Consider the following 15699-nt stretch of genomic DNA (forward strand, 5'->3'; position numbering starts at 1 on the left):
GAGCGATCTCAATACACGTCGCGGCGGTAGCGCCCGTTCTCCAGCAGCGTCTCCACTCCGTCATCGCCCAGTGCGGCACGCAGGACCTGGTCAACACCCTCGGCCATGCCCTGCAGCGAACCACATACGTGGATGACCGCGCCGCGCGCCAGCCAGGCCTGCAGTTCCGCCGCCGCGGCCTGCAGGCGGTGCTGCACATAGCCACCACCGTCGGCATCACGCGAGAAGGCCAGGTCCACGCGGGCCAGATGGCCCTCGGCCTGCCATTGCGCGATCTCCTCGGCGAACAACTGGTCGTGCGCGCGCTGGCGTTCGCCGAACAGCAGCCAATGGCCATGCTGGTCGTGCTGCGCGGCTTCGCGCAGCAGGCTGCGCAGTCCGGCGATGCCGGTACCGTTGCCGACCAGCACCATCGGCGCGCCGTCCTGGCGATGGAAGCCCGGGTTGCGGTGCACGCGCGCGGCAATGCGGGTGCCCAGCGGCGCATGCAGCGACAGCCAGCCCGAGCCCAGGCCCGCGCGGCCCGCAGCGTCGTGCACCAGGCGCACCACCAGTTCCACCGCACCATCGGCGGCGCACGAAGCGATGGAGTATTCGCGCCCTGGCAGCTCCGGCAGCCCTGCCAGCCACAGCGCGGCGTCCTGTACTGGCAGCGCGGCCCCTTCGTCGGGCAGCGCGCGTTTGCCTGCCAGTTCCAGCAGCGTGCGGGTGGTGCCGTCGAGCAGCAGCGGCTGCAGCGGGTCCAGCCCGTACGCCTGCAGCACCGCCGCGGCGTGCTGCGTGCTGTTGCGCGGTGCGATGTGCAGGATGTCGCCGGCCTGCCAGGTCGTGCCGGCCGGCGGCGCCAAGCGGATCTTCCAGATCGCGCCACCCAGGCTGCCCGGGTTCAGTTCTTCGCGTGCGAGCAGCTGCCAGTCATGCATCTGCGTGGCCGGCGGCAGCACGCTGTCATCGGTGACGATGCCGGTCAGCGCGCCCAGCTCGCGTTGCCACTGGCGCAGTGCCACCACCGAGGCGGCGTCCACGTCGATGCGCGGGAACAGTGGCTGCGCACCGTTGCCCGCCAGCCACGTGTCGACCGCGGCGCCGAACGCGCAGTAATGCGGGTACTGCCGATCGCCCAGCGCCAGCATGCCGTGGCGCAGGTTCGAAAGATCCACGCGCTGGGCCAGCAGCTGGCGTGCGGCGCGACGGGCGTTGTCCGGCGGCTCACCATCGCCAAAGGTGCTGAGCACGAACAGGATCTGCGGGCTGTCCTGCAGCAGCGCAGCCGTTACCCGCGCCAGTGGCAGCACCTGTACCGGGTGGCCGGCGGCCTGCAGCTGCGCCGCCGCGCGCCAGGCCAGCTGTTCGGCCAGGCCGCTCTGGCTGGCATGGATCACCCGCCACGGCGTGCCTTCGGCGCCGCTTCCCTGCGCCGCAGGCAGGGTCTTCCGCAGCGCACGTGCCGCGCGCTGGCTGCGCCGGCGGTCCAGGTACAGCATCCAGCCGGTGATAAAGAACAGGCACATCGCCAGGCTGCTGAACATCACCACCACGCGGCCGGGCAGGCCGAAGTAGCTGCCCGAGTGCAGCGCGAACACGCTGGTGGCCAGCGTGCCGCCGATGCCCTGGCGCGCGTAGGGGCGTGCATCGAGCAGCGCGCCGCTGGCCGGGTCCAGCTGCAGCAGGTCGTGCGCGCGGTCATGGTGGCCGCCGCGCAGGGCCGGGTCGCCGGACATCACCCGCACGTTCAGCACCTGGCCGGGCTTTTCCGGCAGGCGCAGATCGATGTAGCCACTGCGCACGCCGGGCTGCGCGTACAGCGTGTCCTCGACATGCTGCAGGTCGAGCACGGCGTCGGGCGCGACCTTGTGCTTGGCCGGCGGGGTCACGCCCAGCACCGAATTGGCTGCGCTGCGGTACCAGTCGAACGACCACCACAGGCCGGTCAGCGCACTCATCAGGTAGATCAGCAGCACCCAGGTACCGATCACCGAGTGCAGGCTCCACAGGAATCCGCGGCCGCTGCGCTTCCATTCCACCGCCAGCCAGCTGCGCCAGTGCCACCAACGACGCGGCCAGCGCAGATACAGGCCGGACAGGGCGAAGAACAGCAGGGCGATGGCGCAGCTGCCGACGACGACCTTGCCGCGTTCACCGGCCGCGAGGTGCCGGTGCAGGTCTTCGACGAAATCGAAGAACGCCTGGCCACGCAGGTGGCTGAAGCGTTCGCCGTTGTAGGGGTTGAAGTAGACCCAGTGGTCCTTGCCGCCGGCGAAGCGCGCCACCGAGGGACGCTGGCCGGTGGCGTCCACGCGCAGGCGCTGCAGCGGGCGCTCGCTGCCGGCCTGCAGCAGCGGCACCAGTTCGCTCAGCGCCAGCGGCTGCTGGCCGTCGTCGTGGTGTTCGGCGATGGCGGCGAAGCCAGGGTTGGCGGCACGCAGCAGCTCGTCCTCGAAGGACAGCGTGGCGCCGCTGAGGCCCATCATGGCCAGGATGGTGCCGGCCGTGATGCCCAGCAGCCAGTGCAGTTGGAACAGGACGTTCTTGAACATCGGGGAGAGAGGCCGTTGAGGCTGCCGCCCGCATCCTGCGTAACAGCAAATGAGAATTAATCCGTAATTCTCCGGGCGCGGACGGGCTGCGGTCAAGGAGGGTTTTATTGCAGGGCTTGCAGCCCTGCACCCGCCTTAGATCAACGTCAACTTCAAAAGCTGGGTATCCGTGGGATGGCGGGGTGGGTCCGGTTGAGGGGGACGCCGCAAGTACGTCCATGTAGGCTTGGTCGCGGCATCCATGCCGCTCACACCCCCTCAACCGGACCCACCCCGCCTTCGACAGTTTTCCGCGATCTGTCGGAACGACGCTCTGCTTTGCTGGGTGCCGACCGTTGGTCGGCACGGGGTCGGACATCGATATCTGATAGGTGTGCCGACCAACGGTCGGCACCTACCAACAGCCGCGTGCGCCAGTAGATCCACGCCATGCGTGGATGATTTATTCGATATCCGATAGATGTGCCGACCAACGGTCGGCACCCACCAGCAGCAGTTGCCAACAGCCGCCGGCCAACTGTCGAAGGCGGGGCACTGTGGGTTTGCGGGGTGTGAGCCGCATGGATGCGGCGACCAAGCCTACATGGACGTATTTACGGCGTCCCCGCAAACCCACAGTGCCCCGCCATCCCGCGGAATGCACGCTGTTGCTGATGCTTCTGCAGGTGCAGGGCTGCAAGCCCTGCAAAAACACCCTTACTCCACCCAGCCTGCAATCTCACCGTGCTCGAACGGTCCCAGCTTCGCCTTCACCATCCGCCCCTGCGCATCGAACAGCACGCTGTACGGCAGCAGCCCCTGCGCATTGCCCAGCTGCACGCTGGCATCGCGCGGGCCCGGGGTGTCGAGCACGATCGGGTAGCCCACCGGCACCCGCTGCAGGAAATCCGCCACGCCCTCCGGTGTGTCCAGCGCCAGGCCCAGTACCTGCACGCCACGCTCGCCCTGCGCTTCGGCGAACCGGGCCAGCTCGGGCATTTCCTCGATGCAGGGCCCGCACCAGCTGGCCCACACGTTCACCAGCAGCGGCCGGCCGCTGAAACGCTGGCGGATGTCCAGCGTTTGCCCGTCCACCCCAGGCAGTACCAGCGCCGGCAGGGCATCACCGGCACGCAGGACAGGAATCGGGGGCTTGGCGGCAGGAGGCGTCGAAACCGCCGGCGCAGGCACCGGCGTCAACCGATGCCCGGCCCACAGGCCAAGGCCGGCGGCCAGCACCGCTGTCCACAGCAGTGCGGGCCGTTGCCAGCTCATCGGGCGGTGCGCAGCAGGGCTTCTTCCACCAGGGCCTGGGTCAGCAGGGTCGGCAGCACGGTCGGCGGTGCGCCCGGGCCATACACCACGTACAGCGGCACGCCCACGGCTTTGTGCTCATCCAGGAACGCGGTGATCTGCGGGTCGACGTTGGTGTAGTCGCCGCGCATGTACACCGCGTTGGTGCGCTTGAGCAGTTCCTTGAACTCCGGGCGCGACAGCACCGCGCGTTCGTTGGCCTTGCAGCTCACGCACCAGTCGGCGGTCATGTTCACGAACACCACGCGGTTGTCCGCGCGCAGCCGGTCCAGCATCTGCGGCGAGTAATCCACCACGTTGTCGCTGGCCGCCTGCGCGGCACGCGCCGGCGGCTGCAGCTGGGTCACGCCCCACACCGGGCCCAGTGCGGCCAGGGCCAACAGCACGCCCAGCAGGCTGGCGCCACGCTTGCTGCGCCAGCGGCTGGTCTCGAACAGCCACAGGCCGGCGGTCAGCAGCAGCAGGCCGCCCAGGGCCAGCGCCATGCCGTCCACGCCACGCTGCTTGCCCAGCACCCACAGCAGCCACAGCGCGGCCGCATACATCGGGAAGGCCAGCACGTGCTTCAGCGTTTCCATCCACGGGCCCGGCTTGGGCAGGCGGCGGGCCAGCGCCGGCACGAACCCGATCAGCAGGAACGGCAGGGCCAGGCCCAGGCCGAGGAACAGGAAGACCAGCATCGCCGCGATCGGCGGGGCCACGAAGGCATACGCCACGGCCGGACCGAAGAATGGGCCGACGCAGGCGCTGCCGACCACGCAGGCCAGCACGCCGGTGAAGAAATCACCGGCCGGGCCGCTGCGGCGGGCCAGCGACTGGCCGAAGTTGCCGATGCCGCCGCCCATGGTGAACACACCGGACAGGCTCAGGCCGACGGCGAACATGATGTAGGCCAGCGCGGCCACCACGCCCGGATGCTGCAGCTGGAAGCCGATGCCCACGGCGTTGCCGAGCATGCGCAGGCCCACCATCAGCGCGCCGATCACCGCGAATGCCACCAGCACGCCCAGCGTGTACCACAGGGCATGGCTGCGGGCGCGCTCGGCACTCTCGCCGCTCTGCGCCAGGCTCAGCACCTTCAACGACAGGATCGGCAGCACGCAGGGCATCAGGTTCAGGACCAGGCCACCGCCGAGGGCCAGCAGCAGCACCCACAGCAGCGAGCTGTCGGTCTTCGGCACGCTGCCCGGCGGCTTGGTGCGCTTGGCGTTGTCCTGCTGCGCATCGGCAGCGAAGGCATCGCCTCCCGCGGCGCTGTCAACGGCAGCACCGGTGGCATCGATGGGCACGGTCGGCAGCAGGCGCCGCGGCGTGCCATCGGCCTCTTCGCGCGGGCTGTCGCTGGCCGTGGCGGAAGCCGCAGCCGCAGTGGCCGTGCCGTTGCCGGCTGCGGTCAGCGTGCCGGCCGGAATCGACAGCTTCACCCGGCGGGTCATCGGCGGGTAGCAGATGCCATCGGTCTGGCAGCCCTGGAAGGTCACCACCAGGGTGCTGTCCACGGCCTCGGTGCGGGTGCGGCGCAGCGGCAGCGGTACTTCCACCTGGTTGAAGTACACCGAGACATCACCGAAGTGCTCGTCGCGGTGCGCCTGCGCAGCCGGCCAGCGCGGCTTGTCGGCCAGCACGCCGGTGCTGCCTTCCAGCTTCAGCGAGGTGCGGTCGCGGTACAGGTAGTAGCCCGGCGCCGGGGTGAAGCGCAGCAGCAGGGTATTGCCGTCGCTGGCGATGGCATCGAAGCCGAACGCCTGCTCCGACGGCAGCGGCAGGGCCTGGGTGTTGCTGGCGCCCGGCAGGCGCAGGCCGCCGTTGCTGCCGGCACCGGCCAGCGGGTTGTTGAAGGGGGTGACGCCGGTGACGCGCGCGGTGGGCACCGCGGCCTTGCCGCCCGCACCGGGCAGGGTCACCTGCACCATGCGCTTCTGCGGCGGATAGCACACGCCGGCATCGGCGCAGCCCTGGTAGCGCACTTCCAGGCTGATGGTGCCGGCCGCATCGGTCGGCGTGCCGGGCAGGGTGGCCTGCAGGCGCTCGCGGTAGGTTTCCACCTCGCCGAAGAAATCGTCGTGGTGCTTGTTGCCGGCGGGCATCTGCAGCGCACCGGCATTGAAGGCCGGGTCGGCCTTGACGCTGGTGCGGTGGCGATACAGGTAATAGCCGGGGGCGATCTTGAACTGCAGCTGGATCTGGCCACGTTCGGGCGCACTGGCGGTCAGCGCGAACGCCTGGTCGACTGGCAACAGGTCCTTCTCATCCAGCGCGAAGGCCGGCAGGGCCAGCCACAGCAGGGCGCACAGCGCGGCGCCACGAGCAAACAACTTCATCAATCGGTGTCCTCCCGGGTCTGCGCCCGGATCCAGTCCAGATACGCCGGCAGGCCGGCCCGGGTTTCGACCGCGATGCACTCCGGGAGTTCATACGGATGCAGTTCGACGATGCGGGCGATCGCGTCATCGACGCGGCTCGCCGTGGTCTTCACCAGCAACTGCAGTTCGGCGTCGGTGGTGACGTCGCCCTGCCAGCGGTAGGTCGACTGTGCCCCCTCCAGCCGGGTGACGCACGCAGCCAGGCGCTCGCTGACCAGCGCGTGCGCGATGCGCTCGGCACTGGCCCGGTCCGGGCAGGTGGTCAACAGCAGCAGGACGGGATCGACGGTCGACATGACCGCCGAGTATAGGGCCGCCGCCGGGTCAGGGCCCGGCGGCGGCATGGACCGCTGCGTTGCGCGGTCAGTTGGCCAGCTGGCAGGTGGCCGGCTTGGCGGAGGTGAACAGGACCGGGGTGGCCCATTCCGGGTGGTCGATGAACGGGTTGCGGTTGCCCTGGAACGAGTAGATCACGTCATTTCGTGCTCGCTCGGCATCATCCGGCGGATCGGACAGATGCCAGTCGATCAGGGTCGACAGCAGGCCCATGTAGGCCGGCGAGCTGCTGGTCTTGACGATCTTGCTGCGGTCGTCGGTCAGTTCCAGGTCCGGTTCGGACTGGCCGGTGGCCGCATCCTTGCCGCCCTCATAACGGATGGCCATGTACATCACCGCACGCGCCATGTCGCCCTTGCGCCTGCCCCATACCTCGAAGGTGCCGGTGTTGCCGTCCGGGGTACGCACCCAGTTGGAATTGCCCGGATAGCCGCCGCTGCCGCCGCCCTGGCCGTTGTTGGCCTCGGTGGCGCGCTCGCCGCAGTTGGCATCGCACTTGCCGAACGGCTTGTTGCCGCGGTCGGCATTCCACTGCGCATCGGTCAGGTACAGCATGTGGGTGTCGGTGTACGGGGCGTACGGCAGGCCCTTGTCGCCAGTGGTGCTGGCAAAGCCCAGCGAGTTCGGCCAGGTGTGCTCGCGGTTGTAGGTGAGGCCGCTGCCCGTGCCCGCACGGCTGCTGACCTTGGTGTAGCTGTGGTTGCGGTAGGCGTCGAGGATCTTGCCGCTGTTGTTCGGGTCTTCGTCGGCAATTTCCAGGATGGTCCAGGTGCTGGTGCCCGAGCCGCTGTACGGGTAGGCGGTGTGGCCCTTGATGGTCTCGTGCAGCGAGCAGCGCAGCTGGCTGGGGCTGGAGGTGTTCACCTTGGAGTAGTAGCCCGCCGGGGTGCCCGGGTTGCCGGGATTGCCGGGGTCCGGATTGCCCGGGTCCGGGTTGCCGGTGGTGCTGGCCACGGTGAAGGCGATGCGGCTGTCAGCGGCTGGATGTGCGCCCTGGTTGTCGGTGATGCGCGCGGCACGGATGTCGAAGCGGCAGGCTTCACCGGCCACCAGGGCGGTGTTGGTCGACAGCTTCACGCTCTTGCCGCTGCCGGGCCAGGTCAGCGGCACGCTGCCGGATTTGCCGCAGCTCAGGGCAAAGGCGCCGCTGTCCAGGGTCACCGTCTCGCTGAACACCACTTCCAGATCGGCCGCGGCCGGGAAGGTGCTGCTGCCCTGCGCCGGGGTGGTGGTGGTCACCGACGGCGGCGTGTTCGGGCCGCCCGGGGTGCCGCCACCGCCGTTGAAGGTCTGGTTGTTGTTGCAGCGGCCGAAGGTCTCACCGGCCGACTCGGCCCAGGTGAAGTGGGCGTACTGGCTGCCGCTGCCGGTCAGCTGCAGCGAGGTGCCCGGGGCGGTGCTGTTGGTTTCGGCAACCGGGATGTTCTGGCTGGTCATGCCGGCGGCGGGGCCACCGGAGGCGGTGATCGCGCCTTCGTAGCTGAGGAACTGGACCACCTTGCCGCTGGCGTCTACCAGGGCGATGCCGTCGTTGGGGCCGTTCTGCAGGCCGTTGGTCGGGTAGGTGACCACGGCGATCGTGGCGCTGCCGCAGCCGGCGGCGCTGCCAGCCGGCACCGGTTTGTTGTCGTAGACCACGGCGGCCGAGGCGTTGGCGCCGTTGTACAGGTACAGACGGTACCCGGACAGGTCCTCGCCGGCGGTGGCGACCACTTCGATGGCTTCGCCAACGTCACCGGCCGGGGTGCTGTCGTCGTAGTGCAGTTCGTTGATGAAGACCTCGGCCTGGGCTGGCGCGGCGACCAGCGCCAGCAGGCAGGCGGCGGCGAGCGGGGACAGCAATCGCATCGACTACTCCTTGTGATTGGGAATGCTGGGCGAGCCTAAGGCCGAATGCGTGACACTTTGTCGTAACTGAACGCCAGATATCTGGCACTGAGACGCAGTTCACCAAAATTGCCGACACCCGTCGGTCCGCGCATCTGTTCGCCACCGCAGCGCACCGTCGAAATTTTTTCTTCGGCGGGGCTTGAAAGGCCCGGGCACAGCTCCATCTCTGTCCTGCTCCCGACCTGTCGGGTTTTTTCGCGAGCAATGCTGGCAGTCACCTGGGGTGAGTGCTAACATCGCCGGACTTTTTTAGACCAATCAACAACTTAAGAGGTCCCTATGAACATCAAGCCGCTGCACGACCGCGTTGTGGTCAAGCCGATCGAAGCTGACGAAATCTCCGCCGGTGGCATCGTCATTCCGGATTCGGCCAAGGAAAAGTCGACCAAGGGTGAAGTCGTCGCCGTCGGTCCGGGCAAGGCCCTGGACAACGGCACCGTGCGCGCTCCGTCGCTGAAGGTTGGCGACAAGGTCATCTACGGCCAGTACGCCGGCAGCTCGTACAAGAGCGAAGGCGTCGAGTACAAGGTCCTGCGCGAAGACGACGTGCTCGCCATCATCGGCTGAGCCTCGGCGCGACCTGCTTCATCCCCTGATTCCAAACACCCAGCCGCCGGGCACGGCCCGGCGCTACCAATTGAGGTAACTGCACATGGCTGCCAAGGATATTCGTTTCGGTGAAGACGCCCGTTCGCGCATGGTGCGCGGCGTCAACGTTCTCGCCAATGCCGTCAAGGCCACCCTGGGCCCGAAGGGCCGCAACGTCGTGCTGGAAAAGAGCTTCGGCGCTCCGACCATCACCAAGGACGGCGTCTCCGTCGCCAAGGAAATCGAACTGGCTGACAAGTTCGAGAACATGGGCGCGCAGATGGTGAAGGAAGTTGCTTCGCGCACCAACGACGACGCCGGCGACGGCACCACCACCGCCACCGTGCTGGCCCAGGCCCTGATCCGCGAAGGCGCCAAGGCCGTGGCCGCCGGCATGAACCCGATGGACCTGAAGCGCGGTATCGACAAGGCCGTCGTGGCCGCCGTTGCCGAGCTGAAGAACATCTCCAAGCCGACCGCCGACGACAAGGCCATTGCCCAGGTCGGTACCATCTCGGCCAACTCGGACGAGTCGATCGGCCAGATCATCGCTGACGCGATGAAGGAAGTCGGCAAGGAAGGCGTGATCACCGTTGAAGAAGGCTCGGGCCTGGACAACGAGCTGGACGTGGTCAAGGGCATGCAGTTCGACCGCGGCTACCTGTCCCCGTACTTCATCAACAACCAGCAGTCGCAGACCGCTGACCTGGATGACCCGTACATCCTGCTGCACGACAAGAAGATCTCCAACGTCCGTGACCTGCTGCCGGTGCTGGAAGGCGTCGCCAAGGCCGGCAAGCCGCTGCTGATCGTTGCCGAAGAAGTCGAAGGCGAAGCGCTGGCCACCCTGGTCGTCAACACCATCCGTGGCATCGTCAAGGTCGTGGCCGTCAAGGCTCCGGGTTTCGGCGACCGTCGCAAGGCGATGCTGGAAGACATGGCCGTGCTGACCGGCGGCACCGTGATCTCCGAAGAAGTTGGACTGTCGCTGGAAAAGGCCACCATCAAGGATCTCGGCCGCGCCAAGAAGGTGCAGGTTTCCAAGGAAAACACCACCATCATCGATGGCGTGGGTGACAAGGCTGCCGTCGACGCACGCGTCGGCCAGATCAAGACCCAGATCCAGGACACCTCCTCCGATTACGACCGCGAGAAGCTGCAGGAACGCGTGGCCAAGCTGGCCGGCGGCGTTGCCGTGATCAAGGTCGGCGCTTCGACCGAAATCGAAATGAAGGAAAAGAAGGATCGCGTCGACGACGCCCTGCACGCTACCCGTGCGGCCGTTGAAGAAGGCGTGGTCCCGGGCGGCGGCGTTGCCCTGGTCCGTGCGGTCACCTCGCTGGCTGGCCTGAAGGGCGCCAACGAAGACCAGAACCACGGCATCCAGATCGCTCTGCGTGCGATGGAAGCCCCGCTGCGCGAAATCGTGGCCAACGCCGGTGAAGAACCGTCGGTCATCATCAACAAGGTCAAGGAAGGCACCGGCAGCTTCGGCTACAACGCCGCTACCGGCGAGTTCGGCGACATGCTGCAGTTCGGCATCCTGGACCCGACCAAGGTGACCCGTTCGGCGCTGCAGAACGCTGCCTCGATCGCTGGCCTGATGATCACCACCGAAGCCATGGTTGCCGAAGCTCCGAAGAAGGACGAGCCGGCCATGGGTGGCGCCGGTGGCATGGGCGGCATGGGTGGCATGGGCGGCATGGACTTCTAAGTCCACGCGTTCCCGACGTAATGAAGAACCCCGCCGGAAGGCGGGGTTTTTTTATGCCAGTAGATCCATGCCATGCGTGGATGAACCGCGCGCGGGCTCAACCGCGCAACGCGCGCCGATCCAACCAGACCTTGGCGATGAAGAAGGTGGGCACACCGCCATACAGCAGGCCCTTCACCCAGGGCAGCCCCATCTGGTGGGCAATCAACCCACCTGCGGCCATGCCGACCAGGCCGACGGCGGCCGCCCTGCGCTGGCGCTTCAGCTGCTGCATCTCCTCCTGCTGGCGCGCGGCGATCTCGTCACGCCGGTCGTCGGGCTGCATCACGGCGCTGGCAATGGCATCGGCTTGCGAAGGGGTCATGCTGGGTCCAAAGAGACGACGGTCTGGTTCTTATACTGCGGCCGCCGCCAAGGTCGCGTAAATCCCGCGCCGCCCGGGTCCGGCGCCCAGTAGATCCACGCCATGCGTGGATGAAACCTCCCACGCAACCAGGTAGCGCCGGGCCATGCCCGGCGGCTCCCCGGTCTTCCGCCAATGCCTGATTACTGCGGTCGCCCCCGCTCGGCCGCGTGCGTACCCAGTTCCAGGCAGGCCATCATCAGACCTTCCATCACGCGCGGGCAGACATCATGCTCCGGGCCTCCGTTCTGGCGGCTGCGCTCGGTGGCCAGCATCACCTCATGCACGATGCGCAGCCCGGTCAGGGCGCAGGTCGCCATCGGCCAACTGGATGCGTCGGCCGATCGGCAGGTTCGGTTCGGGCCAAGGAAGGCCATCGCTGCCGCACCCCGCGCCTAGCGCTGCAGGCAGATGCGCTCGGCGCCTGCGCTGATATCCACCTGGCCACCCTGCATCAAGTCCGCGCCCAGAATCACGGCCGGGCGCTGGTCCAGACCGATCGCCCGGAACACCGGCAATTCGCTGATGCGTACCTCCACTGCCGGGTGCTGCCACCCCGCACTGGCCAGCGCCGGCAGGGTGTACAGCCACGTCGGTGTCGGCTTGCCACCCAGCCCCTCGCTGCCCTTGCTGCGCGCCCGCACGCGCGTGTCGCTGCCATCGGTGCGCAGGCCCAACGCACGCGACGCTGCATCGTTGAGAATGGTCTGCGCCGCACCGGTATCAACCACACCGATGGCCTCCACAGCCTCATCGCCCAGCGTCAAGGTGACAAAGCCGAAGCCCTTCAGCACGCCGGCGCGATCGGGCAGGGCGTTGCCCTGGCAATACGGTGCCGTGGTCGGCAGCGTCTGCGCTGCCCACAGCATCAGGCGCCCATGGGCGAAATCCCAGCGGCTATCGAAACGCGCCGTGATGTCCTGGCCGATGATGCCGTGCAACGGTGCGCTCCCTGCCGACGACAGGCTGGCCAGGTCGGCCTGCAGTGCGGTCACCTGCAGCTGCAGGCTGCCCAGCGCCATCGCCACGCTGCGCGTGCTGCGCAACGCCAACCCACCTGCGCTCGCACCTTGCGCGTCGTGGTTGCGTGCGTTCGGGTCCTGCAGCTGGAAGCGCCGCACCACGTCCGTATCCAGCAGCGTCGCGCTGGCCGCGCTGTCCACCACCAGGTTCAGCAACTCGTCGTGACCCTCCAGCGTGCCGCGCACGGTAGGGTGGCTTGCCTGCATCGTCATCGGCAGGTTGTGCAGCGCAGCGGGTTCGGCTGCTGCGGGCAGCGACATGAACAGCAGGGGCAACAGGGCCAGACGCATCGGGATACTCCTCGGGAACGAGTGGCCATTTGGCCGCAGGCGCGTATCGCCGTTTTGTCCCTGTTGATACCGGAACGATACACAGCACCGTCATACTGCCAGCATGAATGCTACCGCCACCCTTTTCGTCGTGGATGACGATGCCAGCATCCGCGATGCCATCGCCGATCACCTGCTCATGCACGGGTACCGCGTGCGCGTGGCCGCTGACGCCGCAGCAATGGATGTGCTGCTGCAGGTGGAGCGCCCCGATGCCATCATCCTGGATTGGATGATGCCCGGCGAAGACGGCCTGTCGGTGTGCCGCCGCCTGCAGTCACGCGCCATCCCCATCCTGATGCTGTCGGCCATGGGCAGCGCGCCTGATCGTGTGATCGGGCTCGAAATGGGGGCTGATGATTACCTGTCCAAGCCCTTCGACCCGCGCGAACTGCTGGCCCGCGTGCGTGCGCTGCTGCGCCGGCAGGAAAAACTGCGTACACAGACGCCGCTTGAACTGCGTTTCGATGGCTGGCGCCTGCTGCCCGAGCAGCGTCGGCTGCTGGCCCCCGACGGGAGCGAGGTGGCGCTCAGTCGCGGTGAGTTTGCATTGCTGCAGGCGTTGGCCGAGCGTCCCGGGCGTGTGCTGGACCGCGAGCAGTTGATGCAGATGACCCGTGGCGATGACAGCGACAGCGTCGATCGCGCCGTGGATCTGGCTATCAGCCGTCTACGCCGCAAGTTGCACCACGCTGCCAGCGGCGGTGATGGCCTGGTGCAGACCCTGCGCGGTGAGGGATACCGTTTCGGCGCAGCGGTGCAGCGCCTGTGAGCGCGCTTTGGGGCACACGGCGTTGGAGTACCGCGCGTTGGATTGCGATGCTGGCGGTCAGCAGCCTTCTGCTGGCCACCGCAGTCAGCATGGCCGTGGTGGGCTGGCTGCCACGCCCGGCGGCGCCTCAGATGCGTCTGGACCTCGCCATGCAGGTGCTGCGCGGCGAGCGCGCGGCTGACAGCGTGGGGCTGCGTGTGGAGGTGCGTGCCCGGGCTCCTGAAGGAACCGGCCATGCGCACTTGCTGCACGTCGCCGCAGAAGGATTGCAGCGGCCTGCACAGCACGTACGGCTGGTGTGGTCGGGCAATGGCAAGCCGCCGGATATTCATGTCATCGCCGCCGGTGCGGAACAGGACAGTGGCAGCGAAACGGCAGCACTGGATGCCGCGCAGCAGGTACTGGCCAACCTGCCGTGGCCCCCGTTTGAGCTGGCCGTGCAGGAGGCCGATGGGCGCTGGCGCGTGGTCAGCAGTGCCTACAGCGAACTGGCGGCCTGGCGAAGGCAGGTGCTGCTGGCCCTGCTGGGAGGCATGGTGCTGCTGGCGCCCCTGGCCGCGTGGGCGGCTGCGCGACTTGGCCGTCCGCTGCGGCGCCTGGCCGATGCCAGTGCTCATCTCGACCTGCACGCACCGACGTCGCTGCCCGACGACGGCCCGCGCGAGGTGCAGATGCTTGCCGTGGCCTTGGATGCAGGCCGCACCCGCCTGCGCGAGCAGGCGCAGCAGATGACGCGCATGCTGGCGGCGGTCGCACACGACCTGCGTACGCCGCTGACCGGCCTGCGCCTGCGCGCCGAGTTTGCCCCGCCCGCGCAGGCTGCGCGCATGGTCGCTGATATCGAGCGCATGAATGCAATGATCGAGCAGGTGCTGGATTACGCCCGTGGCGAACTGCAGCCTCCGCAGCTGCAGACGATGGACCTGGTTCCTCTGCTGGAAGACTGCGCGCAGGCCGCGCGCCTGCGCGGCATCGAGGTTGCTGCTGAACTACCCGTCACCCTGCCTTGGCAGGCCGATGCCCTGCTGCTGCGTCGCGCGCTGGATAACCTGATCGACAATGCCGGCCGCTATGCGGGTGCGGTGGAACTGAGCGCGGCACGGGTGGATGCGCTGCTGCAGGTGGACATCATGGACCGTGGCCCCGGCATCCCCGCCGAGGATCGCGAACGCCTGTTGCAGCCTTTCCAGCGCAGCGAAACCTCGCGCAGCCGCACAACCGGCGGCACCGGCCTCGGCCTCGCCGTGGCCGCCAATGCCGCCCGCAGCCACGGTGGCCAACTGCAGCTGCTACAGCGCGAAGGTGGCGGTCTGGTCGCCCGCCTGCAGCTGCACTGAACCCGGTGGATCCACGCCATGCGTGGATGAGCCTCCACGCCACCCGGTAGCGCCGGGCCACGCCCGGCGGCTCTCCAGTCTTCCGCCAATGCCTGATTACCGCGGCCGCACCCGCTCTGCCGCATGCGTACCTAGTTCCAGGCAGGCCATCATCAGGCCCTCCATCACGCGCGGGCCAACATCACGTTCTGGCCCCCCGCTCTGGCGGCTGCGCTCGGCGGCCAGCATCACCTCATGCAATACGCGCAGCCCGGCATGGGCGCAATCGACATCGGCCAGTTGGATGCGTCGGCCGATCGGCAGGTTCGGTTCGGGCCAGGGAAGGCCATCGCTGCCGCAGCCTGCGCCGATACGCTGAAGGTTGTCGATGAAACCGTGGGAATCAGGCTTAGCGTCTTCGGTATTGGCCGGGTCGTTGTGGCCGCTACCAGGGAAGGGGACGTGCTTTGCGTTCATGGCGTGTGCTCCGTACAGAGAGGACGGCAGCGCCACCGGAATAGGTGGCGGACGGTGCGTGGCGGCAAAGACCGGGAGATGCTGATACCGGCGGGCGCAAGCGCCCCCACGCACCGCCCGCCATGGAACGCGGACGGATTGCCAGCCGGCGCCGCACAAAGCGACGCCGGCCAGCAAGCGTAAACATCATCTCCACGGGCTTTGCCGACCCGGCCACCCATTTTCGGTGGCAAACCATCCTATGCACATGCTCGCGCAGAACACCAAGGGCGACTGCGACACTCACGATGTGCTGCGAATTATTGCATACGCCCTGCATCATGGCCGCTACTCGCCTCATATCCTCTCAAGCCGTGACCGGCTTCCAAGGAACTTGTCGCACCACCCGAGAGAGCTGGAAGCGGGTGAATTGCGACAGGCCATTGGGGGCAAGTAGCCGAGAGTCCAGAGGACCAAGAGTAGTGGATCAGCAGCGCTCCCGAGCCACTCGCTTGGAGTGTGGGCGATCAGCGACTCCACTTAAGACCTGTTGTTCTATCCACACTCGCCCTTGATGAATTAACCAAATATTCATGTAAAATTTGGTGTTCAAACCACATCGCATGGATGCGAGTTCGGCCGTCGTGCCAGAGCCGCCGATGCATGCTTCAAGGACGTA

The 15699-nt window shown here is 67.5% G+C and carries 13 protein-coding genes; 4 read left to right on the forward strand and 9 right to left on the reverse strand.

What is annotated here, in order from left to right:
- Positions 1 to 8 precede the first annotated feature (8 nt).
- The 5 genes from FJU31_RS00260 to FJU31_RS00285 all read right to left on the reverse strand — a co-directional run bounded on the left by FJU31_RS00260 (position 9) and on the right by FJU31_RS00285 (position 8377).
- Entirely contained in the window at positions 9 to 2537 is a 2529-nt protein-coding gene (locus FJU31_RS00260; RefSeq protein WP_150452999.1) for a PepSY domain-containing protein, read from the reverse strand.
- A 696-nt stretch (positions 2538 to 3233) separates the two neighbouring features.
- The gene (locus FJU31_RS00270; protein WP_150453000.1) at positions 3234 to 3791 is read right to left on the reverse strand and encodes a TlpA family protein disulfide reductase; all 558 of its coding nucleotides are present in this window, start codon (positions 3789 to 3791) and stop codon (positions 3234 to 3236) included.
- On the reverse strand, positions 3788 to 6154 hold the full coding sequence (locus FJU31_RS00275; RefSeq protein WP_150453001.1) for a protein-disulfide reductase DsbD family protein: 2367 nt from the start codon (positions 6152 to 6154) through the stop codon (positions 3788 to 3790). The genes FJU31_RS00270 and FJU31_RS00275 overlap by 4 nt, the downstream gene beginning before the upstream one ends.
- Positions 6151 to 6489, reverse strand: coding sequence for a divalent-cation tolerance protein CutA (gene cutA, locus FJU31_RS00280; protein ID WP_150453002.1), 339 nt, complete (start codon positions 6487 to 6489; stop codon positions 6151 to 6153). Before cutA ends, FJU31_RS00275 begins: the two co-directional genes overlap by 4 nt.
- Before the next feature lie 67 nt (positions 6490 to 6556).
- Complete coding sequence (locus tag FJU31_RS00285) at positions 6557 to 8377, reverse strand: endonuclease (protein ID WP_150453003.1); 1821 nt, start codon at positions 8375 to 8377, stop codon at positions 6557 to 6559.
- A 321-nt stretch (positions 8378 to 8698) separates the two neighbouring features.
- On the opposite strand from FJU31_RS00285, the gene FJU31_RS00290 reads away from it, so the two are divergent.
- Together FJU31_RS00290 and groL are read left to right on the forward strand one after the other, a co-directional pair.
- Positions 8699 to 8986, forward strand: a complete 288-nt coding sequence (locus FJU31_RS00290; protein WP_108770161.1) for a co-chaperone GroES — start codon at positions 8699 to 8701, stop codon at positions 8984 to 8986.
- Between the two features lie 85 nt (positions 8987 to 9071).
- Positions 9072 to 10721 (forward strand): chaperonin GroEL, encoded by a 1650-nt coding sequence (gene groL / locus FJU31_RS00295; protein WP_150453004.1) that lies wholly within the window; start codon positions 9072 to 9074, stop codon positions 10719 to 10721.
- Between the two features lie 97 nt (positions 10722 to 10818).
- Here groL and FJU31_RS00300 read toward each other — a convergent pair whose 3' ends face one another.
- The 3 genes from FJU31_RS00300 to FJU31_RS00305 form a co-directional block, all read right to left on the reverse strand.
- Positions 10819 to 11085 (reverse strand): hypothetical protein, encoded by a 267-nt coding sequence (locus FJU31_RS00300; RefSeq protein WP_150453005.1) that lies wholly within the window; start codon positions 11083 to 11085, stop codon positions 10819 to 10821.
- A 182-nt stretch (positions 11086 to 11267) separates the two neighbouring features.
- Complete coding sequence (locus FJU31_RS19225) at positions 11268 to 11444, reverse strand: hypothetical protein (protein WP_188115420.1); 177 nt, start codon at positions 11442 to 11444, stop codon at positions 11268 to 11270.
- Between the two features lie 75 nt (positions 11445 to 11519).
- Positions 11520 to 12437 (reverse strand): pepsin/retropepsin-like aspartic protease family protein, encoded by a 918-nt coding sequence (locus FJU31_RS00305; RefSeq protein ID WP_150453006.1) that lies wholly within the window; start codon positions 12435 to 12437, stop codon positions 11520 to 11522.
- 103 nt (positions 12438 to 12540) lie between these two features.
- On the opposite strand from FJU31_RS00305, the gene FJU31_RS00310 reads away from it, so the two are divergent.
- Both FJU31_RS00310 and FJU31_RS00315 read left to right on the forward strand, forming a co-directional pair.
- Positions 12541 to 13248 (forward strand): response regulator transcription factor, encoded by a 708-nt coding sequence (locus tag FJU31_RS00310; RefSeq protein WP_150453007.1) that lies wholly within the window; start codon positions 12541 to 12543, stop codon positions 13246 to 13248.
- 47 nt (positions 13249 to 13295) lie between these two features.
- Positions 13296 to 14585 carry a sensor histidine kinase gene (locus FJU31_RS00315; protein ID WP_150453008.1) on the forward strand — a complete coding sequence of 430 codons (1290 nt, stop codon included), beginning with the start codon at positions 13296 to 13298 and terminating at the stop codon, positions 14583 to 14585.
- A 96-nt stretch (positions 14586 to 14681) separates the two neighbouring features.
- Here FJU31_RS00315 and FJU31_RS00320 read toward each other — a convergent pair whose 3' ends face one another.
- On the reverse strand, positions 14682 to 15041 hold the full coding sequence (locus FJU31_RS00320) for a hypothetical protein (RefSeq protein ID WP_150453009.1): 360 nt from the start codon (positions 15039 to 15041) through the stop codon (positions 14682 to 14684).
- Between the last annotated feature and the right edge of the window lie 658 nt (positions 15042 to 15699).

This window comes from Stenotrophomonas cyclobalanopsidis (genome assembly GCF_008710035.1).
Taxonomy (GTDB): Bacteria; Pseudomonadota; Gammaproteobacteria; order Xanthomonadales; family Xanthomonadaceae; genus Stenotrophomonas; species Stenotrophomonas cyclobalanopsidis.